This is a genomic window from Pararhizobium sp., from assembly GCF_035497515.1.
Taxonomy (GTDB): Bacteria; Pseudomonadota; Alphaproteobacteria; order Rhizobiales; family Rhizobiaceae; genus Pararhizobium.
Map to the genome: position 1 here is coordinate 1 of NZ_DATJDJ010000024.1, position 25,946 is coordinate 25,946.

The 25,946-nt window shown below is 60.3% G+C and carries 21 protein-coding genes and 1 pseudogene; 14 read left to right on the top strand and 8 right to left on the bottom strand.

Features of this window, described 5'->3' with window-relative positions:
* Window positions 1-1,256: pseudogene (locus tag VL202_RS01905) on the bottom strand (lytic transglycosylase domain-containing protein); the annotation flags it as partial.
* Between VL202_RS01905 and VL202_RS01910 the strand changes: the two are divergent.
* From VL202_RS01910 to smpB, 3 genes are all read left to right on the top strand, one after another.
* Window positions 1,255-1,497, top strand: coding sequence for a hypothetical protein (locus VL202_RS01910; protein ID WP_325462499.1), 243 nt, complete (start codon window positions 1,255-1,257; stop codon window positions 1,495-1,497). The pseudogene VL202_RS01905 and the gene VL202_RS01910 overlap by 2 nt on opposite strands.
* Before the next feature lie 61 nt (window positions 1,498-1,558).
* Entirely contained in the window at window positions 1,559-2,443 is an 885-nt protein-coding gene (gene dapA / locus VL202_RS01915) for a 4-hydroxy-tetrahydrodipicolinate synthase (RefSeq protein ID WP_325462500.1), read from the top strand.
* On the top strand, window positions 2,443-2,919 hold the full coding sequence (gene smpB, locus VL202_RS01920; protein WP_325462501.1) for an SsrA-binding protein SmpB: 477 nt from the start codon (window positions 2,443-2,445) through the stop codon (window positions 2,917-2,919). The genes dapA and smpB overlap by 1 nt, the downstream gene beginning before the upstream one ends.
* A 69-nt stretch (window positions 2,920-2,988) precedes the next feature.
* On the opposite strand, the gene VL202_RS01925 is transcribed toward smpB, so the two are convergent.
* Window positions 2,989-3,567, bottom strand: coding sequence for an NYN domain-containing protein (locus VL202_RS01925; protein WP_325462502.1), 579 nt, complete (start codon window positions 3,565-3,567; stop codon window positions 2,989-2,991).
* Window positions 3,568-4,156: 589 nt separating this feature from the next.
* On the opposite strand from VL202_RS01925, the gene rpoZ reads away from it, so the two are divergent.
* The 11 genes from rpoZ to VL202_RS01980 all read left to right on the top strand — a co-directional run bounded on the left by rpoZ (window position 4,157) and on the right by VL202_RS01980 (window position 16,379).
* Window positions 4,157-4,567, top strand: coding sequence for a DNA-directed RNA polymerase subunit omega (rpoZ, locus tag VL202_RS01930; RefSeq protein WP_325462503.1), 411 nt, complete (start codon window positions 4,157-4,159; stop codon window positions 4,565-4,567).
* A 157-nt stretch (window positions 4,568-4,724) separates the two neighbouring features.
* Window positions 4,725-6,950 (top strand): bifunctional (p)ppGpp synthetase/guanosine-3',5'-bis(diphosphate) 3'-pyrophosphohydrolase, encoded by a 2,226-nt coding sequence (locus tag VL202_RS01935; protein ID WP_325462504.1) that lies wholly within the window; start codon window positions 4,725-4,727, stop codon window positions 6,948-6,950.
* 221 nt (window positions 6,951-7,171) lie between these two features.
* Complete coding sequence (locus VL202_RS01940) at window positions 7,172-7,324, top strand: DUF3563 domain-containing protein (RefSeq protein WP_325462505.1); 153 nt, start codon at window positions 7,172-7,174, stop codon at window positions 7,322-7,324.
* 215 nt (window positions 7,325-7,539) lie between these two features.
* Window positions 7,540-8,118, top strand: a complete 579-nt coding sequence (locus VL202_RS01945; protein ID WP_325462506.1) for a DUF2062 domain-containing protein — start codon at window positions 7,540-7,542, stop codon at window positions 8,116-8,118.
* Window positions 8,119-8,208: 90 nt separating this feature from the next.
* Complete coding sequence (gene acpS / locus VL202_RS01950; protein WP_325462507.1) at window positions 8,209-8,616, top strand: holo-ACP synthase; 408 nt, start codon at window positions 8,209-8,211, stop codon at window positions 8,614-8,616.
* Between the two features lie 187 nt (window positions 8,617-8,803).
* Window positions 8,804-9,550, top strand: a complete 747-nt coding sequence (gene lepB, locus VL202_RS01955; protein ID WP_325462508.1) for a signal peptidase I — start codon at window positions 8,804-8,806, stop codon at window positions 9,548-9,550.
* Window positions 9,547-10,263 (top strand): ribonuclease III, encoded by a 717-nt coding sequence (gene rnc, locus VL202_RS01960; RefSeq protein WP_325462509.1) that lies wholly within the window; start codon window positions 9,547-9,549, stop codon window positions 10,261-10,263. Before lepB ends, rnc begins: the two co-directional genes overlap by 4 nt.
* A gap of 98 nt (window positions 10,264-10,361) precedes the next feature.
* A complete protein-coding gene (gene era / locus VL202_RS01965) occupies window positions 10,362-11,306 on the top strand; it encodes a GTPase Era (RefSeq protein WP_325462510.1) in 945 nt (314 codons plus the stop codon).
* Between the two features lie 147 nt (window positions 11,307-11,453).
* Window positions 11,454-12,452, top strand: a complete 999-nt coding sequence (locus VL202_RS01970) for a glutathione S-transferase family protein (protein ID WP_325462511.1) — start codon at window positions 11,454-11,456, stop codon at window positions 12,450-12,452.
* A gap of 233 nt (window positions 12,453-12,685) precedes the next feature.
* Entirely contained in the window at window positions 12,686-13,942 is a 1,257-nt protein-coding gene (locus VL202_RS01975) for a cyclopropane-fatty-acyl-phospholipid synthase family protein (protein WP_325462512.1), read from the top strand.
* A gap of 118 nt (window positions 13,943-14,060) precedes the next feature.
* A complete protein-coding gene (locus tag VL202_RS01980) occupies window positions 14,061-16,379 on the top strand; it encodes a Tex family protein (RefSeq protein ID WP_325462513.1) in 2,319 nt (772 codons plus the stop codon).
* Between the two features lie 87 nt (window positions 16,380-16,466).
* Here VL202_RS01980 and VL202_RS01985 read toward each other — a convergent pair whose 3' ends face one another.
* The 6 genes from VL202_RS01985 to VL202_RS02010 all read right to left on the bottom strand — a co-directional run bounded on the left by VL202_RS01985 (window position 16,467) and on the right by VL202_RS02010 (window position 25,946).
* Window positions 16,467-18,107, bottom strand: a complete 1,641-nt coding sequence (locus tag VL202_RS01985) for a GMC family oxidoreductase (protein WP_325462514.1) — start codon at window positions 18,105-18,107, stop codon at window positions 16,467-16,469.
* Window positions 18,104-19,090: an aldo/keto reductase gene (locus tag VL202_RS01990; protein WP_325462515.1), complete on the bottom strand. Its 987-nt coding sequence runs from the start codon at window positions 19,088-19,090 to the stop codon at window positions 18,104-18,106. Before VL202_RS01990 ends, VL202_RS01985 begins: the two co-directional genes overlap by 4 nt.
* Window positions 19,087-21,066, bottom strand: coding sequence for an alginate lyase family protein (locus tag VL202_RS01995; RefSeq protein WP_325462516.1), 1,980 nt, complete (start codon window positions 21,064-21,066; stop codon window positions 19,087-19,089). The genes VL202_RS01990 and VL202_RS01995 overlap by 4 nt, the downstream gene beginning before the upstream one ends.
* Window positions 21,067-21,069: 3 nt before the next feature.
* Entirely contained in the window at window positions 21,070-22,071 is a 1,002-nt protein-coding gene (locus VL202_RS02000; protein WP_325462517.1) for a glycosyltransferase, read from the bottom strand.
* Between the two features lie 88 nt (window positions 22,072-22,159).
* Window positions 22,160-24,694, bottom strand: coding sequence for a glycosyltransferase (locus VL202_RS02005; protein WP_325462518.1), 2,535 nt, complete (start codon window positions 24,692-24,694; stop codon window positions 22,160-22,162).
* Entirely contained in the window at window positions 24,687-25,946 is a 1,260-nt protein-coding gene (locus VL202_RS02010; protein WP_325462519.1) for a glycosyltransferase family 4 protein, read from the bottom strand. Before VL202_RS02010 ends, VL202_RS02005 begins: the two co-directional genes overlap by 8 nt.

The following is a 25,946-nucleotide window of genomic DNA, read 5'->3' on the forward strand; positions in this document are numbered from 1 at the left end:
GTGCCGGGAAGGGCCGCCGCCTTGGTATAATATTCGGTGGAATTGCCGGGAGCGCCAGCCTCGACGGCACGGCCCATCCAGTACCAGGCCCGTGAGACAGAGATCGGACGGTTCGACGCTTTCAGGATGCGTTGGAAATGCCGGACGGCCGTCGCCGGGTCCTCCATTCCACGCAGGGCGTACCAGCCGGCGTGGAATTCCGCATCGACGATATCCGTCGGATCGGCTGCGACATGATCGGCGGCGATCCGGTAGGCGGCCTTGAACTTGCCGTCATCCAAGAGGCCCCGGCTGATGATCCGCTGCTCTACCCACCATTCGCCGGGATTGACCAGTTTGTCCTTGTCCCGGGGCAGGGTGGCGAGCAGCTTGGCCGCCTCTTCATACTTCTCCTGCTTGCGCAGATATTCGATGCGGATGAACAGATAGGCGGGCTCCGCATGCCAGGACGGATCAACAGTGGCGATCAGCGCCGCTGCATTGCCGGCCTTTTTCGAAACCGCGACCCAGGCCCGGTAGAGCGATTGCGCCTTGCCGAGATCGCTGAAGCGGACCGCCTGATCCAGCCGGTTGCGATAGAGCAGCATTTCCATCCGCCGCCTGTGGTCGGCGGTCGTCAGAAGGGTCGGAAATTCCGCAAGAATCTTGCTTTCGGTCGCCTTGTCCAGCGCTTCGGAAGCCCAGAGGCCGCGCAGCAATTTCGCTGCCTCGGCGGGCCGGCCGTTCGCCTGCAGCGCGCGTGCCAGGATGATCGTCCCATCGGTCGTTTCCGGCTGCGTCGTGCCGAAGGCCGAAAGAACATCGGCGGGAAGCGGGTTTTCGCGGTAAAGCGCCCGCTCGGAATTGGCGCGCAGCCTGCCGAGACCCGGCCAGCCCTTCAATTCCTGCTGGGCTCGGGCGATCTCGTAGGACGGTACGCCCTTCTGTCCGGAGACGGCAATCGCCCAGGTGAGGATATGGCTGTCAAGCGACCCTCTTGCCATTCCGTTCCGCGCCGCGATCGCCCTGGGCGCATCCTTGTTGGATAGCGCATCCAGCCCGGTCTTGAGATCCGAACTGGCGGGAATGGCTGCGGTGATGGAGGGGATCGAACCTGTGACATCGCGGAACGGGACGTCTTGCGCCGCCGCGAGCGCCAATGCTCTTGATTTCGGTACGGGAATGGTTCCGGTTTCGGCGGCGGCGGCAAAGGCGCACAACGACAGCGCCGACGCACCGAGCATCGCGATCAGCCGAGAAGAGATGTGCCCATGCATGAAGAACCCCACGCTGCCCCGTGATATCCTGTCATTTGGCGATGCATTTGCTAACGAAAGGTTACTCGCTTCCATTCAATCCCATAAAGGCAGGTTCGTCCACGCGGACGGGCGGTTTAATCCGGAAAACACATTGAAATCGCCGCTGAAGCCGGGCGGATATACGCCAACCGGCACCGAATGGCGCGATAGAGTGCTTGCCGCAGGCACCTCACATGATTATGGTGCGCCAGTTTTCTAACCATGAAATGCGGCTAAAGCGTGGGTTGGTCTTCAAGCTCCCGGGCCGTCAGGAGTCGTGCATGTTCAAGGGATCCATTCCCGCTCTCGTCACACCGTTCACCGCCTCCGGCGCCGTGGACACGGACAGCTTTGCCGCGCATGTCGAATGGCAGATCAGCCAAGGCAGCCACGGCCTCGTGCCGGTCGGTACCACCGGTGAATCGCCGACCCTGTCGCATGCCGAACACAAACGCGTCGTTGAACTGTGCATCGAGACCGCGGCGAAACGCGTTCCCGTCATTGCGGGTGCCGGCTCGAACAACACGATCGAAGCCGTCGAATTGGCGCAGCATGCCGAAAAGGCGGGCGCTGACGCGGTCCTGGTCGTGACGCCTTATTACAACAAGCCGACCCAGAAGGGCCTGTTCGCGCATTATTCGGCGATTGCCGAAGCGATCAAGCTGCCGATCATAATCTACAACATCCCCGGCCGTTCGGTCGTGGACATGAGCGTCGAGACGATGGCTGCCCTCTACAAGGCCTATCGGACGATCATGGGCGTGAAGGATGCCACCGGCAGGATCGAGCGCGTCTCCGAACAGCGCTTGGCCTGTGGTCCGGGCTTCGTCCAGCTTTCCGGCGAGGACGCGACCGCGCTTGGCTTCAACGCCCATGGCGGGACGGGGTGCATTTCCGTGACCGCCAATGTGGCGCCGCGCCTCTGTGCCGAGTTCCAGGAAGCCACGCTTGCCGGCGATTATGCCAAGGCGCTGGATTATCAGGACAAACTGATGCCGCTGCACAAGGCGATCTTCATGGAGCCCGGCCTCTGCGGCGCGAAATATGCGCTGAACCGCCTGCGCCAGATGAGCCGCACGGTGCGTTCGCCGCTGCTTTCCACGCTCGAGCCGGCGACGGAAGCGGCCATCGACGCGGCTCTTCGCCATGCGGGGCTGATGAACTGATGGCACCCAAAGGCAGCCAGCGCGTGGTCAAGAAAATTGTCGCGGAAAACCGGAAGGCCCGCTTCAATTACGAGATCATCGACACCTACGAGGCCGGTCTTGTCCTGACCGGCACCGAGGTCAAGTCGTTGCGTGAGGGCAAGGCCAATATCGCCGAGTCCTATGCCACCGACGAGGGCGGCGAGATGTGGCTGATCAATTCCTATCTGCCGGAATATCTGCAGGCCAACCGCTTCAACCACGAACCGCGCCGTCGCCGCAAGCTGCTGCTCACGAAACGTGAATCGACGCGGCTGCAGGGTGCCATCAATCGCGATGGCATGACCCTCATTCCGCTCAAGATCTACTTTAACGAGCAGGGGCGGGCAAAGCTCGAACTGGCGCTCGGCAAGGGCAAGAAGCTGCACGACAAGCGCGAGAGCGAGAAGGAACGCGACTGGAACCGCCAGAAGAGCCGTCTTCTCAAGGATCATTGATCCCGAATCATTCAGTCAAAAAAGGACCAGGCGAGGGATCGGCTGGTCCTTTTTTTGTACGCTGAAGTCTCAGTCGTTGAATTCGCCGCTGACCGGTTCGGCGGCGCGGGCAGGTCGTTCCGAGGGATCGCGGCCGACTTCGGCCTTGAGGCTGACCAGTTCGATGAAGTGATCGGCCTGGCGACGCAGGTCGTCGGCGATCATCGGCGGCTGTGTCGACATTGTGGAAACGACGGAGACCTTGCGTCCCTTGCGCTGCAACGCTTCCACCAGCGTGGTGAAATCGCCGTCGCCGGAGAAGATGACGAGATGGTCGACCGTTTCGGACTGTTCCATCGCGTCGATGGCCAGCTCGATATCCATGTTACCCTTGATCTTGCGGCGGCCGAGCGAGTCCGTGAACTCTTTCGCGGGCTTTGTCACAACCTTGTAACCGTTGTAGTCTAGCCAATCGATCAGCGGGCGGATGGACGAATATTCCTGATCCTCGATCAAGGCCGTGTAATAGTACGCGCGTAGCAGATAACCGCGCTTCTGGAACGCCTTGAGGAGCTTGCGATAATCAATGTCGAAACCAAGGCTTTTCGACGCGGCATAGAGGTTTGCCCCATCAATAAAGAGCGCGATTTTTTCGCGTGGGTCGAACATCATATTTCCTTTTTGTTGTCTCAATGTTTTTTTTTGATCTTCAACCTGACCGCGCAAAGAATGACGGTAGCCTTGCGATTAATCGATTACATTAAGATTTCTTCATATGCCAGCTTTCCGAGCCACCATTCGCTTTAGTCTAAGAAAATTCCTGGTGAAAGAGCTATTTCTCGCAGTTTTTTGCGGAAACCAGGAAGCACCTGTCTTGTTTTAGAAATTTTTTTGCCGACGGTTTTTCGCCGTGCCGAAACGGGCCGAGCTTCGCACTCCTCAGGGTGGCAGAAGGATTTTGTCGCATTCAATCATCATTTGCGCGGATGTCAAAGCCTATCCCTAGGGGATTGTCGCCCCCCGATATTTGTTTGCGGTCCGGCCATCGCCGAAAATGGCGCGGATATCTTTTTGCGCAATGCAGGAAAAACTTGAATTCCCGCGGGTTTGATTGTATCGGGCAGTTTAATTCCTGAAATCGGAGCCACGCATACCGTCAAGCAGACGGCTGGACGGGTTCCGATCTTGTCAATCAACGCAGCGGCGAGCGTGTCACGGCACTCGTGATAAGCTGCGCCTTAAGATCAAAGGACAGGCAATGGCCCGCGTCACCGTTGAAGATTGCATCGACAAAGTCGATAACCGTTTCGAGCTCGTGCTTCTGGCAAGCCACCGCGCCCGCTTGATCTCGCAGGGCGCTGCGATCACGATCGACCGCGACAACGACAAGAACCCGGTTGTCGCCCTTCGCGAAATCGCCGACGAGACGCTGTCGCCCGGCGACCTGAAGGAAGACCTGATCCACTCGCTGCAGAAGCATGTCGAAGTCGATGAGCCGGAGCCCGATCCGGCATCGATGATCGGCGGCGACGCTGCCAGCGTGTTTGCCGACCAGTCCGCCCAGGACGACGACCAGCCGGAAGTCGTGACCTTCGACCGCATGTCGGAAGAAGAGCTGCTGGCCGGCATCGAAGGCCTGGTTCCGCCGGAAAAGAGCGACGACTACTAAGTCGTTTCGTCTTTGCCCGACAGAGCGGATACAACGCGCCAAGACAATGCCGCGCTTTCGTCTGGAACTCGCGTGAGGCCGGTATTTGCAAAGCGGTGCGCCACTCCTATGATTGGCGCACCTTTTCTTTTCCGGATTCTCCTGGAGCCGCCCGCGGATGATGCGCCAATACGAGCTCGTTGAGCGCGTTCAAAAATACAAGCCCGATGTCAACGAAGCGCTTTTGAACAAGGCTTACGTTTACGCCATGCAGAAGCATGGCCAGCAGAAGCGGGCGAGCGGCGATCCCTACATCTCCCATCCCCTCGAGGTGGCGGCGATCCTCACCGAGATGCATCTCGATGAATCGACCATCGCAGTCGCGCTGCTGCACGACACGATCGAAGATACGACGGCGACCCGGGCCGAGATCGACGACCTGTTCGGCGAGGACATCGGCGCGCTGGTCGAGGGGCTCACCAAGATCAAGAAGCTTGATCTGGTGACCAAGAAGGCCAAGCAGGCGGAAAACCTGCGCAAGCTGCTGCTTGCCATTTCCGACGACGTGCGTGTCCTTCTCGTCAAGCTGGCCGACCGCCTGCACAACATGCGCACGCTCGATCACATGTCGGCGGAAAAGCGCGCCCGGATCTCCGAAGAGACCATGGATATCTATGCGCCGCTGGCCGGCCGCATGGGCATGCAGGACATGCGCGAGGAACTGGAAAACCTGTCCTTCCGCCATATCAATCCGGAGGCTTTCGAGACTGTCACGCGTCGCCTCAACGAACTTTCCACCCGCAACGAAGGCCTGATCAAGAAGATCGAGGACGAACTGGATGAACTCATCCAGGCCAAGGGTCTGACCGGAACGCTCGTCAAGGGACGCCAGAAGAAGCCCTATTCGGTCTTCAAGAAGATGCAGTCGAAGTCGCTGTCTTTCGAGCAGTTGTCCGACGTCTGGGGTTTTCGCATCATCGTCGCCGATATTCCGGACTGTTATCGGGCACTCGGCATCGTCCATACCCGCTGGCGCGTGGTGCCCGGCCGGTTCAAGGATTATATCTCGACGCCGAAGCAGAACGACTACCAGTCGATCCACACGACCATCGTCGGCCCGTCGCGCCAGCGCATCGAACTGCAGATCCGTACGCGGCTGATGCACGAGATCGCCGAATACGGCATTGCCGCCCACACCCTCTACAAGGACAGCGCCGAGCCGGTCGGCGAGGTCAAGCTTTCTCCGAAGTCGAATGCCTATTCCTGGCTGCGCCGGACGATCGAGAGCCTGGCGGAGGGCGACAATCCGGAAGAGTTCCTCGAGCATACCAAGCTGGAACTCTTCCAGGACCAGGTCTTCTGCTTCACGCCGAAGGGCCAGTTGATCGCGCTGCCGCGCGGCGCGACCCCGATCGATTTCGCCTATGCGGTTCATACCAATATCGGCGACACCTGCGTCGGCGCCAAGATCAACGGTCGCATCATGCCGCTGGTAACGCGGCTCAACAATGGCGATGAAGTCGAGATCGTCCGTTCCGGCATTCAGGTGCCGCCGCCGGCCTGGGAGGAAATCGTCGTCACCGGCAAGGCGCGCGCAGCCATCCGCCGCGCCACGCGGGCCGCCATTCGCAAGCAATATTCGGGCCTTGGCTACCGCATCCTCGAGCGCACATTCGAGCGGTCAGGCAAGTCGTTCACCCGCGAAGCGATGAAGCCGGTGCTGCACCGTCTTGGCCACAAGGAAATCGAAGACGCGATCGCCGCCGTCGGCCGTGGCGAACTCTCGTCGCTCGACGTGTTGCGTGCGGTCTTCCCGGATCATCAGGACGAGCGCGTGACCGTCAAGCCGAACACGGATGACGGCTGGTTCAACATGCGCAGCGCCGCCGGCATGGTGTTCAAGCTGCCGGGACGGCCGAAGGACATGTTCGACGTGCTGGAAGGCGAGGGGCCGGAAGCTCTGCCGATCCGCGGACTGTCCGGCAATGCCGAGGTTCATTTCAGCCCGTCGGGTGCCGTTCCGGGAGACCGGATCGTCGGTATCATGGAAAAGGACAAGGGCATCACGATCTATCCGATCCAGTCGCCCAGCCTGCAGAGATTCGACGAGGAATCCGAGCGCTGGATCGACGTGCGCTGGGATCTCGACGAGGCCAACAATACCCGCTTCATGGCGCGTGTTCTGATCAATGCCCTGAACGAGCCAGGCACGCTCGCCGAGATCGCCCAGGCGATCGCCACCAGCGACATCAATATCCGCTCGCTCTCCATGGGGCAGGTGGCCGCCGATTTCAGCGAATTCCACCTCGATCTGGAAGTCTGGGACCTGCGCCAGCTCAACCATCTCATCGCCCAGATCCGCGAACTGCCAAGCGTCTCGACGGTCAAGCGCGTCTTTGAGTGACGCTGCCTCTGCTGCGTTCCGCTGGCTGCCTTGGATTTTCGGCCATGATTGGTGCCGTTTTCGCATAGCCCGGCGGCAAATGCACTTTGAATGTGCATTTTGTGCGGCCAAAAAGTGCAGGCCATGCAACACATGCATGGCTGCCTGCTTTTTGTAGCTCTGGTGAGTTGAGGCCCTTTCACCTATCTTCTGCATCGGGAGGTAAACGAAAGGGGTTTACCATGTTTAAGCAACTGAAGAGCATCACCCGCGCCCTGCGCGTTCCGACCGCTGAAGAGCGGGAATTGAACTACCTGAACGGCTCGATCGACCGTATCGACCTGGAATATCGCCAGCGTCAGATCGACCGCGGCCTGTTCCGCAACTCCTTCTGATTTGTGCCTTAGTCCGGCCGCCTGTTGTCACAGGCTGCCGGGACGTATGCAGCAGAAGAATACCGAGATGACCCTCCGCGCATGACGCTCGGAGTTGGCCGGGATGCCCGGCCTGCGAACGGCCATGCGGCATATTTGCCTTCCGGCCGCCGGAAATGCCGATTTTCGCACCCGTGCCATTGAACAGCCATATCCGCATCGTTTATCAGAGCAGCATGTTGTTCAGACGCAAGAAGCCGGCGACGCTGTCGGGCAAGCTCCGTGAATTCCTGTGGCCGCGAAAGGGCTTTTCGCGCGGGCTGCGCTATATGTCCATGCGCGTCCTGCGGCTGTCCTCGTCTCCCCACTCCATCGCGGTCGGCGTCGCCGCCGGTGCGGCGTCCTCGGCGACCCCGTTCGTCGGGCTTCACATCGTCTTAGCGCTGGCGCTGGCCTATCTGCTCTCAGGCAACCTGATTGCCGCTGGCATATCGACGGCGCTTGCCAATCCGCTGACCATTCCCGTCATTCTCGCCGCCACCTATGAACTCGGCGTCATCCTCCTCGGAACCGGCGACAGCGGTGCGCTCCAGGGGCAGGATATCCTCCACATGCTCAAGCATCTCGAATTGTCGCATCTTTGGACGCCCGTCCTGAAGCCGATGCTGGTTGGCTCGATACCGCTTGCGGCCGGCAGCGCAGTGGTTTTCTATGTTGCGGCATTCCATGCGGCCAAGCTGTTTCAGGCGCGCCGCCAGATCCGTCGCCTGGGCAAGTTGCAGGCCCGGATGGCAGGATCGACGGACGGGCTTTGAACCTGACGAATTTGTAACTTGGCATGGCGCACCCGGTTTGCTTTTGTCCGGCCGGATCCGCTTCAGTCCGCATGGGGGTATCGTGTTTCGATGATTATCGGCATTGGCAGTGATCTGATCGACATCAGGCGTATCGAAAGTTCGCTCGAACGGTTCGGCGAACGCTTCAGCCAGCGCTGTTTTACGGACATCGAGATCGCCAAGTCGGAAGGCCGCAAGAACCGGGCGGAATCCTACGCCAAGCGCTTTGCCGCCAAGGAGGCCTGTTCCAAGGCGCTCGGCACGGGCATGGCGCAGGGCGTCTTCTGGAAGGATATGGGCGTTGTAAACCTGCCGGGCGGCAAGCCGACGATGCAGTTGAGCGGCGGCGCGGCCGAGCGGCTTCGGGAAATGCTGCCGGCCGGGCATCGCGCGGTCATCCACCTGACCATCACCGATGATTTTCCGCTCGCGCAGGCCTTCGTGATAATCGAAGCGCTGCCCGTTGCTCCCGATTGAGGAAAAGTTTAGAGCATGTCCGGATGAAGCGGACCCGCAAGCGGGCCGGGCTCGTTTGAAATGATGGCGCCGCCGCACGATATGCGTCAGGCAGCCTCGGCTCGGACGACCAGCCGCTGAACAACAGAACTCATTCCATCCGCCCGGCATCGCGATGCTGCGGGGAACAGATCAAGGAACGACAGGCGTGGCAGAAAACATCGAGAAGAAGCAAGACAGCGGCCTGTGGGAAAACGTCAAGGTCATCATCCAGGCGCTGCTTCTCGCCGTGGTGATCCGCACGGTTTTCTTCCAGCCCTTCACCATCCCGTCCGGCTCGATGATGCCGACACTGCTGATCGGCGACTACATCTTCGTCAACAAGTTCGCCTATGGCTATTCGAAATATTCGCTGCCGTTTTCGCCTGACCTTTTCGAAGGCCGCATCTTCGCCAGCGAACCCAAGCGCGGTGATGTCGTCGTGTTCCGTTTCCCGCCGAATCCGGACATCGATTACATCAAGCGCGTGATCGGTCTGCCGGGCGACAAGATCCAGGTGCGTGACGGAATCCTGTTTGTGAACGACCAGGCCGTCAAGCGCGTACCGGACGGCATGTTCCAGGCTGACGACGGCAAGGACAAGGGGCTCGATGTGCCTCTCTATCGCGAAACGCTGGACAATGGCGTCAATTTCGACACGCTCGATCAGGATTCAAATTCACGTGGCGACAATACCCGCGAGTTCCTCGTTCCTGAGGGCCATTATTTCATGATGGGCGACAACCGCGACAACTCGTCCGATAGCCGCTTCGACGTCGGTTTCGTGCCGGCGCAAAACCTCGTCGGTCGCGCCTCGATGATCTTCTTCTCGCTCGGCAACGACACATCGTTCACGCATATCTGGAAGTGGCCGGCCAACCTGCGCTACGACCGCATTTTCAAGGGCGTCGAATGAGCAAGAACCGATCGCTCGGCAATGAGGACCGGGAACGGCTCGAGGCTACGATCGGCTACAGCTTTTCCAACAAGGAGCGGCTCGACCGGGCGCTGACCCATGCCAGCGCCCGCAATGCCAAGGGCTCGAACTATGAGCGGCTGGAATTTCTCGGTGACCGCGTCCTCGGGCTCTGCGTCGCCGAACTCCTGTTCCAGACCTTCAAGGATGCCGACGAGGGGGAGCTTTCGGTCCGCCTCAACCAACTCGTCAGTGCCGATAGCTGCGCGCTCGTTGCCGATGCGCTGTCGCTGCATCTCTTCATCCGCACCGGCGCCGACGTGAAGAAACTCACCGGAAAACACATGCTGAATGTGCGGGCCGATGTGGTAGAGTCACTCATCGCCGCGATCTACCTGGATGGCGGGCTGGAAGCGGCACGCGGCTTCATCCAGCGCCACTGGGCCGCGCGGGCGGTCCGTGTCGATGGTGCGCGTCGTGATGCGAAGACGGAATTGCAGGAATGGGCACACGCCAAGTTCGGCGTGACACCGAGCTACCGTGTCGAGGAGCGGTCGGGACCCGACCATGATCCGCGCTTCACGGTCACGGTCGAGATTCAGGGCATCGCGCCCGCCATGGGGGTCGACCGCTCCAAGCGCGCCGCCGAACAGGTGGCAGCCACCAATATTCTGGAACGCGAAGGCGTCTGGAAGACAACGAAGACGGCTTGATCTGTCCGGAGGCGATTGCCTCTCGAAAGACCGGGCATTCCTTTTAAACAGACATGCGACTGCGCGCGCCGGACCGGCGCCCGGTCGCCCAATCGGAAATGACGGACAGTATGAGCGAAACAGACGCAATCCCGGAAACCACCGACAAGGGCCCGACCCGATCCGGTTTCGTGGCGCTGATCGGCGCCACCAATGCCGGCAAATCGACGCTGGTGAACCGGCTGGTGGGCGCCAAGGTGTCGATCGTCAGCCACAAGGTGCAGACCACCCGCGCCATCGTGCGCGGCATCGCCATCCACAAGAATGCCCAGATCGTCTTCATGGACACGCCCGGCATCTTCAAGCCGCGCCGGCGCCTCGACCGCGCCATGGTCACCACCGCCTGGGGGGGCGCCAAGGATGCCGACGCCATCATGATGCTGATCGACAGCGAACGCGGATTGAAGGGCGACGCCGAAACCATTCTCGAAGGGCTGAAGCATGTCGAGCAGCCGAAGATGCTGGTGCTCAACAAGATCGACCAGGTGTCGCGCGAAGACCTGTTGAAACTTGCGACCGCGGCCAACGAATATGTCGAATTCGAGCGTACCTTCATGATCTCGGCGCTCACCGGCTCCGGTTGCGACGACGTGCTCGATTATCTCGCCATGAAGCTGCCGGAAGGCCCCTGGTATTATCCGGAAGACCAGATTTCCGATCTGCCCATGCGCCAGCTCGCAGCCGAAATCACCCGCGAAAAGCTGTTTCTGCGCCTGCACCAGGAGCTTCCCTATTCCTCGCATGTCGAGACGGAAAAATGGGAAGAGCGCAAGGACGGCTCGGTGCGGATCGAGCAGGTCATCTATGTCGAGCGCGACAGTCAGAAGAAGATCGCACTCGGCAAGAACGGTGATGCCATCAAGGCGATCTCCATGGCCTCGCGCAAGGAACTCTCCGAAATCCTCGATCAGCCGGTGCACCTGTTCCTGTTCGTCAAGGTCCGCGAAAACTGGGGCGACGACCCCGAGCGGTTCCGCGAAATGGGACTTGAATTCCCGAAGTAGAACAGAGGCGCCGGATGGCGCCTCTTTGCTGTCTGCACGACTTGTCGAACAGTCTGTCGCGCAAGCTGCGGCTTGCCCATCCCGCGCGCGCATGCGATTCCGGAGCAAGAAGCGACCGCCCGGGTCGGATGAACAAGGACGCGCGATATGCCGCAACTGGTCGATGGAAAATGGGAAAAGGGCGACGTCGCCGCAAGCGAAATGAAGGGCGGCGCCTTTCACCGCGAGCCGACCAGTTTCCGCACCTGGATCACCGCCGATGGCTTGCCCGGACCGGAAGGACAGCCGGCGCTTCCGGCGGAAGCGGGCCGCTATCAGCTTTTCGTTGCCTATATCTGCCCCTGGGCATCGCGCACGCTGATGATGCGCAATCTGAAGGGGCTGCAGGACATCATCTCCGTCTCCGTTTCCGAGCCGGAACTCGGGGAGAACGGCTGGACCTATGCCGAGCCGCAGGATGCCGGCCCGCGCGTCGGGAGGATCCGCTACCAGCATGAACTCTACTCCGCCTCCGATCCGCACTATACCGGCAAGGTCTCGGTGCCGGTCCTGTGGGACCGCAAGGAAGGGCGCACCGTCAACAACGAGTCCGCCGATATTATCCGCATCCTCAATACGGCCTTCAACCACCTGACCGGCAACACGCTCGATTTCTACCCGCAGGTCCTGCGCCCTGAAATCGACCGCTGGAACGCGCTGATCTACGACACCGTCAACAATGGTGTCTATCGCGCCGGCTTTGCGAAGACCCAAGGCGCCTATGAGGACGCCGTCTCCGGTCTGTTCGAGACGCTCGACAGGCTGGAGGCGCATCTGGGGACAAGCCGTTATATCGCCGGAAGCCGTTTCACCGAGGCGGACATAAGGCTGTTCGTCACGCTGATCCGCTTTGATCCGGCCTATCACGGCGCCTTCAAGTGCAATCTGCGCCGGATTGCGGATTATCCCAATCTTTCCAGCTATATGCGCGAGATCTACCAGTGGCCGGGCATCCGCGAGACGGTGCGGATCGATCATATCAAGCGCGGTTATTACTCGATCACCCATATCAATCCGACGCGGATCGTGCCGCTCGGTCCGCTGCAGGATCTGGACCAGCCGCACGATCGCGCGCGTCTTGCGGGGCAGGGCGCACATGCCCGCTGATGCCGGAAATCGGCCATGAAATAAGTCTGCGCAAGGCCTGTCGAGGACTTGTCCAACGGCACGGTAGCATTAGTTTATCGGCTGTACTGTTGGATAGAGCTCTCGGGGTCGGGGCGGGCGATATCGGATGAATGCTGCGGACGGACGACACCAAAGACGCACGCCAACCCATCTGAGCCCGCGGCAAGATCTCCATCCACGGGAACGCGTGCATCTGTGGGTCGAGGTCTGAAATGAATACGCCATTTCTGAAAGTGCTCCGCCGTCTCGTTCAAAAGGGCAATCTGAAAGTCATTCTCTCTTCCGGCGAAAAGGCCGTTCTCGGCGACGGGTCGGGTCTGCCGGTGACCCTTCGAACACTCGACGCGGCGGCGGAAAAGGCCATCCTGCTCGATCCCGGCATGAAATTCGGCGAGATGTATGTCGAAGGCCGGCTTCTCATCGACGAAGGCAACATTTTTGACATGATCGCGATGATGAAGGCCAACGGCCTCGAAAACGCGGCCACCGTCAGCAACACGGTCATTGCGCTGCTGCGTGTCGCGCAACAGCAGCTGAAGAGCCGTTTGCCGGGCAATCGCAATCAGCGCAATGTCGCGCATCACTATGATCTCGACGGTAAGCTGTTCGACCTTTTCCTCGATCACGACTGGCAGTATTCCTGCGCCTATTTCGATCCACCCGGCATCACGCTGGACGAGGCGCAACTGGCCAAGAAGCGCCACATCGCGGCCAAGCTGCTGCTGGAACCGGGGCAGAGGGTTCTCGAGGTCGGCTCCGGCTGGGGCGGCATGGCGATGTACCTGGCAGAGATGGCCGGTGTGGACGTCACCGGCATAACGCTGAGCGAGGAACAGCTGAAAGTGTCGCGCGACCGCGCCGGCAAACGCGGCCTTGCCGGCAGCGTCCGCTTCGAGATGCAAGACTATCGGACGATGCAGGGCCGCCCGTTCGATCGCATCGTCTCGGTGGGCATGTTCGAGCATGTCGGGATGGCGAATTACGGCAATTTCTTTCGCAAGATGTCGAGTCTTCTCGCCCCAGGCGGCATCATGCTTCTGCATGCGATCGGGCAGGCGACAAAACCCTGGGCGACCAATCCGTGGATTGAAAAATACATCTTTCCAGGCGGCTACATGCCGGCTTTGTCCGAAGTCGTGCCGGCGGTCGAGAAGGCCCGGCTGATGATCCGTGACATTGAAATCCTTCCCATGCACTACGCCCACACGCTCCGGGCATGGCGGGAGAAGTTCACGGCCCGGAAAGACGAGGCAATCCGGCTGTACGATGAAAAATTCTACCGCATGTGGGAATTCTACCTTGCCGCCTCAGAGACCGCCTTTCTCTATGATAATCTTCTCATATTCCAGATCCAGCTGTCGCACGAACTGGGAAGCATTCCCTACACCCGCACCTATATCGGCGAGCGCGAAGCAGCGTTGAAGGAATTGGAGCGGAAGAGGCCACCGCTGGACCCGGTGGACTTCTGACGCCGCTGACGGGGCGATATCGTCCTGTGGACGTCTGACGGCTCGTCCCGCGCCGTCACTTGGCCTTTAAGGCATGTGCATCTATGGTCCCTGCCAAATCACAGCAACACGGAATGCCATGTCCTTGCCATCAAAATCCATCGCCGTTCTCATTGCCCAGGAAATCAAGGCCACGCCGGCCCAGGCCATCGCGGCCATCGAGCTTCTGGATGAGGGCGCGACCGTTCCCTTCATCGCACGCTACCGCAAGGAAGTGACCGGCGGGCTGGATGACACGCAGCTGCGCAATCTGTCGGAACGGCTGGTCTATCTGCGCGAACTGGAAGCACGCCGGGCCTCCATCCTCGATTCGATCCGTGGCCAGGACAAGCTGACGGCCGAGCTGGAGACGAAGATTGCCGCCGTCACCACCAAGGCGGAACTTGAAGATATTTACCTGCCCTACAAGCCCAAGCGTCGCACCAAGGCGGAAATCGCCCGCGAGCGTGGTCTTGGCGCGCTGGCCGAGGCCATCCTTGCCGACCGCCGCATGGCGCCCGCCGACCGCGCGCCGGCCTTCATCACTGCCGATGTGCCGGATGTGAAGACCGCGCTCGACGGTGCCCGCGATATCATCGCCGAAGGCATCAGCGAAAATGCCGACCTGCTCGGCCGGCTGCGCGCCTATATGCGGCAAGTGGCGTTCCTGCGCTCCAGGGTCGTGGACGGCAAGCAGGAGGCCGGCGCCAAGTTCTCGGATTATTTCGATCATTCCGAAAAATGGGCAACCGTTGCCGGACACCGGGCACTGGCTATGCTGCGCGGCTGGAACGAGGAATTCCTGTCGGTCGATATCGTCGTCGACCAGGACGATACCTCGCCGGTCAAGCCGGTCGAGCGTACCATTGCCGCGGTCTTTGCGATCGGCACTTTGCCGGGCGACACATGGCTGATGGAGGTCATCGGCTGGACCTGGCGGGTGAAGCTTTCCATGTCACTGTCGCTCGATCTGATGCGCGAACTGCGCGAGCGGGCCGAGGAAGAGGCGATCCATGTCTTCGCCCGCAATCTGAAGGATCTGCTGCTGGCGGCGCCCGCCGGCTCGCGCGCCACGATGGGCCTCGACCCGGGTATCCGCACCGGCGTCAAGGTCGCGGTGGTCGATGGCACCGGCAAGCTGCTTGAAACCACCACGGTCTATCCGTTTCCACCGAAGAACGATATTCGTGGCACGCAGGCCGAACTGGCCAGTCTCGTGCGCAAACACAAGATCGAGCTGATCGCCATCGGCAACGGCACCGGCAGCCGCGAAACCGAGCGACTTGTCGCCGACATGCTGACCCAGCTGCCGGCTGGCCCCAAGCCGACCAAGGTCATCGTCTCGGAAGCCGGCGCTTCGGTCTATTCCGCCTCGCAGGCCGCAGCCGACGAATTCCCCGGTCTCGATGTCTCGCTGCGCGGCGCCGTCTCCATCGCCCGTCGCCTGCAGGATCCGTTGGCCGAACTGGTCAAGATCGAGCCGAAATCGATCGGTGTCGGCCAGTATCAGCACGACGTCGACCAGGGCCGCCTTAATCGTTCGCTGGAAGCCGTCGTCGAGGACGCGGTGAATGCCGTCGGCGTCGATCTCAACACCGCCTCGGCGCCGCTTCTCGCCCGTGTCTCGGGTCTCGGGAAATCGTCGGCGGAAGCGATTGTCGCCCATCGCGACGCGACCGGCGCGTTTACCAGCCGCAAGGAACTGATGAAGGTGCCGCGCCTTGGCGCCCGCACGTTCGAGCAGTGCGCCGGCTTCCTGCGCATTCGCGACGGCAAGGAACCGCTGGATGCCTCATCCGTGCATCCGGAAGCCTATGGTGTTGCCAAGAAGATCGTCGCGGCCTGCGGCCGGGATTTGCGCGCGATCATGGGCGACAGCGCGGCCCTGAAACAAATCGATCCGAAAGACTTCGTCGATGAGCGCTTCGGTCTGCCAACGGTGAAGGACATTTTTGCCGAACTCGAAAAGCCCGGTCGAGATCCTCGCCCGAGCTTCAAGACCGCGACCTTTGCCGACGGCGTCGACGACATCAAGGACTTGAAGCCGGGCATGTTGCTTGAAGGGACCGTCACCAACGTCGCCGCCTTCGGCGCCTTCGTCGATATCGGCGTACATCAGGACGGTCTTGTCCACGTCTCCCAGCTTGCCGACCGTTTCGTCAAGGATCCACACGAAGTGGTGAAGGCAGGCGACGTCGTCCAGGTCCGCGTCACCGAAGTCGATGTCCCCCGCAAGCGCATCGGCCTTACCATGCGCAAGGACGGTGCCGCGGAGTCAGGCAGCCGCGACACCAGACAGGACCCGAAGGCCGCCCAGCAGGCCCGCCAAACCCTGGCGCGTACCCAGCAGCAGAAACCGCAGGCGCCAGCGCAGGGGGCGTTTGGGGCGGCACTGGCCGAGGCGATGAAGCGGAAGTAATAGCAGTGAGGGCAGGCGCGCTGCCCAACGATCACTTTAACTGACCGAACACGAAGGTTGAGGTTGCGCTCGGGCAACCCCAACCGATTAGGGCAGTTTTAACGAGGCCAGATGGTCGGCAAGCCGGACGGCAAGTGCGATGGCCGTGAGCGTCGGATTTGCCTGTCCCGACGTCGGGAACACGGACGAACTCGCCACGTAGAGATTGCCGGCGTCGAACGTCCTCAAATCGCCGTCGACCACGCCTTCGTCGCGGTTTCTTCCCATCCGGCTGGTGCCGATATGGTGGGTGCCGTGATTGGCGCTCGCGAGGATCGCTGCCGCCGTCTGTTCCACCGGCTGCCGGAAGTTGACCGTTCCAAGCTTGTTGTCCCGCAGCCACCGGTCGAGAAGACGATGGGCGTCGAGCAATGCCTCGGCATCCTTGCGGGAAAACTTCAGATCGATCGCAAGACGGGGCAGTCCGGCTGCGTCCTTTTCGTCTGTCAGCCACACCCGGCTATCGGCAGCCGGGAAATGCTCGGCATGATAGGAAAGACCATAGGTCAAGCCGGGATTGCGGACGAAAAAACCCGGAATGCGCATCTTGCTGACATAGCGATGATACAGGAACGACGGCGCATAGGTGATCGCGGAAGGGAGATTGCGCAAGACGTTGAGGATATGGGGTATTTTCGGCACGCCCTTGGGGGCGTGATAGCGGCGGATGACTTCCGCCACCAGGCGGCTGCCGATCGGCTTGAAGGCAAACGCCAGAAAGACCATGGAGAGAATAGAACTGCGATGCCGCGCATCCGCGACGGGAGGCACGACCGGCCAGAAGGAAACATTCGGAAGGTTCTTCTCCAGGATCTCGCGATCGCTGGGAATGAGCCGCCGGCGAGCGTAGGAGCCGTGAGCATCGGTTTGAAAGTCATAGGCTGCATCGATTTCCGCGTCAGTCCAGGTCACGTCGGCGACTTCACCGATGACATGAGCCATGTAGTAGCGGCCGAGCACGCCGCCCTGTCCGCCGAAAAGACCCGGCGACTTCCGCTGTACGGCCAGAAGAAGCCTTGTCGTTTCCAACCCGCCCATCGCCAGTACGACGGTCTTTGCCGCGAGATCGACCGTGTTTCCGGAAGCATCTGAAACGGTGATCGATTTCACCATGTCCTGGTCGCCGAGAACGAGGTCAATGACCGTGGCATTCAGCCGGATCGAAATCAGCGGGTTGCTTTCAAGTGCTTCGGCATGCGCCTTTTGAAAGGCGGGCCGCTGGCTGAAACGTTCCATCCGCTCCGTGTCAAACCGATCATCCGCCTTGCTTAACCTTTCGAAATGGCTGCGAAACACCGGTGCGCCGCAATTGGCATAGGCGCACGCCTTCTCATAATACGGCAATATGTCGGCGTGCCTGATCGGCCAGCTTGCGTCGAAAAGCGCGCCGCGTGGCTCGAAATCGACCGGGTCCAGCGGCTGGCAGCGCGCGCCCCACAGATTGGAGGTACCGCCCAGTTGGCGCGAGACCGTTATGCGCATGTCGTCATGGACGGCGGGATCGGTGATCTCGGCTCGAGAAAGCTCCTGCGTGGCCGGCGAAGGCGTCCGGCCGCCGGATTCCAACACCAGGACGCGCTTACCCTTGCTCGCAAGCTCGAGGGCAAGCGTGATGCCGACAGGCCCCGCGCCGATCACGCAGACATCATGCGTGCTTTCCGCCAATCCATCCAGTCCTTCAACGATCATGCGACGCTCTCGACACGGATTTTTCCCTTGACCAGTTCATCGACGAGCCGAATAGCATCCGGATTCACCGGCCGCGCCGCACGGGCGATATTGCTCGCCTGGTGCTTTTGCGAAAACATGCTGGCGAGGACCACGCCTTGCCTGTTCGAGGCCAGCGCCCGATCGACAAGCAGCGCCGCGACGGCTTCCTTTTCGCTGCCTCCGTAACCTGCCGCACGGATTTTCTTCAAATCCTCCGGGTGCTCGGACAGGCTTTGCAAAAGGCGATCCATGGCGCCGTCCACGCCGAGAACGGAGTGTGTGATGAAAGCCAGCGGCCGGCCGGCTTGCGTCGTCAGTTGCGGCAGGGGGCTCGATGTCGGATTGTCGGCCAGTTGGACGAGCCGGTAGATTTCCGGATGCTGGATGGCGGCGCGCGCCGCGTCCACTGCGCCGGCGACCGAGATATAGCGGGCCTTGCCGCTCTTCAGAATGTCTTCAAGCGTTCTTTGCACGTCATCCCGTCGCATGTCCTCGATGGAGGGCTTGTGCAACGCGAAGACATCCAGATGGTCGGTGCCGAGACGCTTCAGGGAGCGCTCGATCGACCCGCGGATAAAGTCCGGCGTCAGCGGGAGTGTCTGATTGCGGGTTGCCGACATCTTGCGGAATTTGCGGCGCAACCCCGATGCGACCGTCAGGGCAGGGCGCGCCAGCATATAGACCAGTTTCAGGAGATCGTTGCGGGCGGGCGGCACGACACCGACCTTGGAGCAGATCAGCACCTTGTCGCGGCGGCCGCGCAAGAACTCCCCGATGATCGGTTCGGCTTCACCCGCGCCATAGGCCGGCGCCACGTCGTACCAGGTGACACCCTTGTCGAAGGCCGCATTCAGGGCCGCGAGACCCTGCTGTTTGGAAATCCGCGAGCCAAGCGAGGCGCATCCGAAGCCAATGACGCTGCTGGTCATATCCGTTCCGGGCAGCTGAACCGTGTTTGTCATCTGTCGTCCTCTTTTCGGCCGGGAGCAGCCTTCTGTTTGCTCTGAATGATGTTCATGCTGGTGCGGACGCCCTCACTCGGCATTTTGCCCCTCCAGGTCAGCCGGCATGCGGGAAGCTTTTCTCCGAATTTTTCCGAGACCCATCCGCCGTCACCGATATCGCCGCCGCGCCGGACGTCCACCACTCCGGAATGGGAGAATCCAATCGACAGGAGTTGTTCCTCACCGCGGGCGACAATGGCCTGGCGATCGTTAATCTCGACGGTCAGATCGGTGGCGAACTGAAAGGCGATTTCGACGTCTTTCTCGACATTGCGTCCGGTCAGGCGATCCGTGATCAGTACGGTTTCGCTCTGTCTTTCGACAGTCCGTTCGTGCATCGCGCCAAAACGCTTGAGATAACCATCGTGGCGCCCCGAAAGTGCCCAAGGCGGCCCGTTATCCCGCGCGGTCAGCGTCGCATTGGCCTTGTGGGACCAGTTAAAGGACCCCGAAATCGTGCTCTGGTCGATCCCGTCTATATTCAACGTGTTGTGAGCGCGCGTGCCGCGGAACCAGTTTCTCCACGTGCCGCCGGAATGATAAAGATAGGTTCCCGGATCAACCAGCACAGGCTGTTCATCGAGGCTGAGGGAAATGGACAGTGCATCCGCATGCCCGTGAGCCGCAATGGACAGATAACCAAGCGGACCGTGGTCGAATGTCATGATGACGGAGCGTTGGGCGATGGTGTCGCGAATGACCGATAAGCCCCCGTCACTGAAGGTGCGATTGCCGGAGGTCGGGGAGGATGCAGGCGGTTGCTTCGTTCCCAGGATATCACGGAGCGTCGGGTACGGATGAAACACGCCGGCTATGTCGGCACCGGTAACGCCGGCAATCGCCGTTGCGACGGATGCCGGATAACGTTCCTCATACCGGCACAAAGTCAGGACACGTCCCTCGTCGTTGTCGCCGATACTGGGAACACGACCTTGGCCGTCCGCGAGGCAAAAGACATAATCGGCAAAACGCGTCAGCCTCGACCGCATGCCTTCGGGCACGATGCGTCCTGTCGCCTCGGCCACGACAATCGCGAGAAGGGCGAATTCGGCGGAAAATGCGCCATAGGTCGGTGATTGCTCGGCGTTCATCCCATCCGGAAGAAACTGCTTTTCAACCTCATTGCACAGGATCCGCCACGCCTTCTCCTGCGCATGGGACGGGGCCTTTCGGTCCAGTGCGACGGCAATCAGATATTCGGCGGCGACTTCCGCGATGAGGTGGTTGTTGGCGGACGAAAAGGCCGACGGGAACCGCTCCAGCCAGAATGCGTGCGCCCGCAACATCATGGAAATCCGTTTGTCGGTTTCCGGCGAAAGATGCCCTACACAGAAGCTGGAAACGATGAGCAGACTGATGGCCCGCATGGCGACATTGAGAATTTCCGCCCATTGCACGCCGCGGAAGGGAGGATTGGCCTTCGCCCAGCTCTCTATGGCTGTTTCTATGGCTGTGAGTGCTTTCGGATTGCCGGTCAGCGCGACATCGGCCGCCAGCGGCTGCAGGAATTGCAGCCTGTTGAACTCCCAGACATATTTAACGTCACCGAGCTGTTTCTCATGGCGATAGGGAATGTCGAAGCAATAGGTGTCGGCGCCCGGCCAGAGCTTGCCGGTGACGGGGTCCAGGCGCCAGATGCCCGTCGGAAAAAGGTCAGCCGGCTGGCGCGGCGGCCACTTGACGCCAAGCGTGACGAATGTCCCGGACAGAATGGACCGGCTGGCATCCTTCACGGCTTCGTGCAACTCCAGCGAGCCGCTTCGCAATCGGTCCTTTAAACCCGGCAGCGGTTCGGCGTGGCTAGAAGACCTGTATCGATCCCAGCCTTCGAACTTACCTTTTGCCGTGATTTTTTTTGTTTTCTCGATTGACCGGTGAACGATCTCGGCGGGACTCATGGCTCTTAAACGGTTGATGATCCACAAATAATCCATAAATCACTCGAAAATCGCTGGCTGAATTTGTCTGGCGTGCTGGATTTCCTTGGCGATCTTTCCGTAGACGGCCTCCTTGGCCTCCAAAATGCCCTTGATGTGACGATCGTATTGCCGGGCAACGTCGCGAAAGGCGACAGCCAGGGATGGTGCGTTCAACTCGCTGAACACGCCGCCTTCGCCGAGCACTTCACTCAATGTCGGCGATATGTTTGTGACGACCGGGATACCGGCGGAAAGAGCCTCCTCCACCGCCATCTGCATGATGTGCGGCCGCGTCGACAAGGAGATGACCGCAATCGACTGTGCCATGGTGGCGAGGTAGTCGCTGAAATCCATGAAGCCGGCGAGCTTGATGTGCGCGGGCTGGGATGCGGGATCGAGCTGACGCTTGCGATAGTTGCCTGAAATCACAAAATCGAATTCCGGGCAGGCTTTCATCGCCTCCAGCGCGACCTCGACCGGTTCGTCCTCCGCGAAAGAGCAGGAAAACAGGAAGAGGGGGCGCCCGTCTCGGAGCTTGTAGCTGACGCTATCCAACCCATCGCGCGGAATTGACAGGATATGAACGACCCGTGCATCCCAGGACGCAACAACTTTGCCGTCGATGCGATTGTGGCAGATGGTAAAAGGCGACCTGCGCGCGATCTGCCTGATGAGCGGCAGGAAAATCTTCCATTGGGATTTGGAAATCGCCCCCGAATGGAAGTCCATGATGACCACGGCTCCGGTAAAGCAGCCGTACAGCCAGCACATCATCGGCAGCATCGGCGGCTGGTTCAGGCAGACGACGGAGGAAGGTCGCTCGCGCATCAATATGCGGAGCGTTTCGATCATCCGTGACAGATAATACAGGCCCAGGGCAACCTTTCCGCGCCGTTTGTTGGAGCCGATCAGGAAAAGCTTCGCTCCGAAAAGCATGGCCGTGGATGTCGATCGGAAGCATTCCGATTTCCAGGCAATCATCAGCGAGTTCCGCAACGGATACTTCGGCATTTTCGACATCTGAATTACCTTGGCGGCTGAATATATTTTTTAAATGTGTTCCGTGTCGCCTTCACGGCTTCAACGGGAAGGCCGGATGAAGGCATCGTCATTTCGAAATGCGCTCCATCAAGGCAAGATAACGATCGACCGCGATATCGACGGAAAATTCCGCTGCCCGTGCCTGCAGCATCGCCTTGTCGGAAGCCTCGCTGAGGACTTCGATGATGGCTTCGGCCATGCGTATTGGATCGGCGACCGGCACCAGACGACCGTAACGTCCTCCGTCAAGGATTTCGGCCGGGCCGGATGGGCAATCCGTTGCAACAACCTTTTGGCCGCAGGCCAGTGCTTCCGCCACCACGATGGCAAAACCCTCCCACTGTGACGACAGCACGAAGATGTCGGCTTTCGGCATGTAGGAATATGGGTTTCCGGAAAAGCCGGGCAGATCGATGTCGTGACCCAGCCCCAGTTCGGCTACCTTTTTCTCGAGACTGTCCCGCTCCGGGCCATCGCCGACGATCAGCAGCCGGGCGGCCCGGGTTTGGCGAACGAGCGCAAAGGCTTCGATCAGTCCGACGAAGTCCTTGGCGATATGCAGACGCCCGACGGAAAGGATCACGGGTATGTCGTGTTGCGCGAACCAGCGATGCGCTACGGGCGCGGCCGCCTTTTCCTGAATCTGCGCGACGGGAATTGGATTGTAGATCGTCGTGGTGCGATCGGGATCGCAGCCAAAGCTCTGAATGAGGGGAGTGCGAAGCCCCTCGCTGACCGTGATGATATGCGCCACCCGTGGAAACAGCCATGACCGGAACAGCCGCGCGATTTTCGTCTTGATCGTCTTCGTTGCCTTGTCCGTCAGGATCGGATCATTGTGTTCGGTGATCACATACCGGGTCCGCTGGAAAGGGATGAGATTGATCACCGCCGCGGCGATGGCCTGCTGGTCGCCGCCGCAGACAACGACGTCGAACCGCTCGCGCAGCAACAACCACACGAGCTTGGGAAAACCATGCGCCATGGAAGCGTGACCCAGTTCGATGACTTTCAGCCGGGGATGGAGATCCTCGACATACTGCCCCGTCTTCATTCGCAGGATCAGCGTGATGTCGACGTCGCGCTCCTGCATGCCGTTGCAAAGCGCCAGGACAACACGCTCGATACCGCCATGCTTCATGCTGTTGGCGAGAAACGCATAACGGCGGCGGGGGCCGACAGTCCGTTCGGCATCGATGCGTTTGATGCTGCGATGGCAAAGGAAAAGGGACGTGCCGACGAAGGCGACGCCCACCATGCAGAGGCAGATCAGGGCAGCCAAGGCCGGAGCGCTGTACAATATATGTACCTTGAGGAACCAGATCACGGCAAAGGCGAGGATTGCCAAAAGCATTGACGTGAGAATGCTTGCGACGTGCAGCGGCACGCGCATCAGTTGGTAGGACAACAGGATGCTCATCGCGAGCGATGCAAGACTGCCCGAGGCAAACATCAAGGCCGCACCGTAATCCGGAAAAACCGGTACGACCAGAAAACCGACGACAATCGATACCGCTGAGCCGACCACCAGGGTAGGGATCTGCCGGATGTTCCTCAGGAACATGTGATAGATATTGTCGTAGACAAAGAACTTGATGTTGATTGCCATTGCTCCGACGACGACAAGCGGCGTGACCGTCAGAAATGTCGGCAGGAAGTCAGGCTTGAACAGGACGGTCGCGATGAGTTCCACGCTTGCGACAAGCACGGCTGCCCCGGGCAAAAAGACGGACAGGATAAGGGCAAGTTGTTGGGAAAGAAGGTTCTGCGCCTTTTCCGTCTTGCCTTCGTTGAACAGCGCCGAGAGCTTGACAAAAGCGCCGGTATTGAACGAGGCACCGACAACGTCAAATGCCGCGCGTCCGACCGTGAAAGCCGCAGTATAAATGCCGAGCATTGCGGCATCATGGACGGCCTTGAGGGTTGCCTTGTCGAGACTGCTGACCAACTGTCCCAGGAGGGTCAACGTGACCAGTGGCCAGGAGAAGGCAATCACGACTTTCCAGTCGACCGTATCTGGCAGGTCGGCTCGCGTATGGGCGATACCTTGCCGGCAGGCGATGATGCCCACCACGACGCCCGCGATACAGCCCGCCAGCGAGGCGTCCAGGAAACTGTCGGGTCTCAGGGTCATGACGCCCAGGGTCAGGGCGAGATAGATCGCCGCCCGCAGCGCTTCCAGCGACGACGCGGTCTTGGTGCGTTCGGCGATCTGGTTGAGCCGGATGCCGAACCTCAGGAATGCGGCGGATGCCACATAGCAGCAGACGGCGAGCCCGACTTCCCAGGCCCGTTCCGGGGCCAGACCCCAACTGATGGCAACCGATGCCGCGAGCGCGACAATCGTCGTGCCGGACATCAGCCAGGCCATGCGGATGACGAAAGGCCGGGAAATTCCGCCGGATTGCACACCGAAGCGTGCGATCCCGATGCGGGCCCAGTTCGTCAGCACCGTGTCGGCAAATTCGCCAATGAGAATCGTCAGCGAAAAATATCCGAATTCGCTCGGGGTCAGGAGCCTTGTTCCGAAAAGGATGACCACAAGGGCCGCCATTCTCGGTAGAATATACGCTGGCAGATAGATCAGCGTGCTTTTAATCACGTGTCTTTGCCGACGTCTTGTATGCCGCGATCAGTTTCGGAACCTCGTAGCTCCACGCCATCTGCGTTTCCACGCGGTTTCGGCCAAATGCACCCATTCCCGCGCAACGCTCGGGATCGGCCAAAAGCTCGGCGATCTTGTCGGCGAAGTCGACGGGATCGTTGGCCTTGGCGTAGAGTGAGGCTTCCTGGGCGCTGAAGCGGCCTTCGGTGACGTCGAACTGGACGATCGGTTTGGCGACCGCCATGTATTCGAGAATCTTGTTCATCGTCGACTTGTCGTTCATCGGATTGACGCGGTCCGGATTGACGCAGACATCCGATGTCGACAAGACCTCGAACAGGGTCTGGTCCGGCGCGCGGCCGGTGAAGGTGACATAATCCTTGAGACCCATCTTTTCAGACATGGCTTGCAGTGCGGCCAGGCTCGGGCCGCCGCCGACCAGCGCGAACTGGATATCCTTACGGCCATGCTCGTGGACTAGGTGACGCGCCGCTTCGAGCAGCAGGTCGATGCCTTCCTGCTCGCCCATGACGCCGACATAACCGACGAGGAAGTCGCGGCCGTTCTTCAGGGCCGGATTGGCAGGAACGGCCTTGACGCGCGTCAGGTCCGGTCCGCTGCGAACGACGAAGATATCCTTCGGATTCTTGCCGCCGCGCTCGATGGCGATCTTCTTGTAGCTCTCGTTCGTCGAGATCACCGTATCGGCGGTCTTGAAGGTCAGCCATTCGAAGAGGCACATCAGCCGCCAGAAGAAGCCGCGCTTGTTGAACTTGGCCTCATAGAGTTCCGGGTTGATGTCGTGGTGATCGAAGATGTAGCGCTTGCCGAGGAGCTTGAACTGCCAGGCGATGAGGAAGATCAGGTCCGGCGGATTGCAGCCGTGCAGGGTGTCGAAACCGTGGCGGAACAGGATCTTCCACGAGAGCACGGTTTCCCAGAATAGGGCAGCGCCATATTCCAGCAGGTAGCCAAGCGCACCGCCGGCGTCCAGCGGCAGCGGATGCCGATAGATGTGGATGCCGTCGAGAAGTTCGTAGCGCTCCGTGTAGCCTTTGCCGGTCGGGCAGATGATCGCCACTTCCGCCCCCGCGGACTTCAGCGTTCTCGCTTCCTGCCAGACGCGCCGGTCGAAGGGAACGGGCAGGTTCTCGACGATGATCAGTACTTTTCGTCCGGCAAGCTGCCCTGAAATGACGGCATCGCGGGCACCGGCATTGATTTCATTGTTTTGAAGCACGTGATCCAT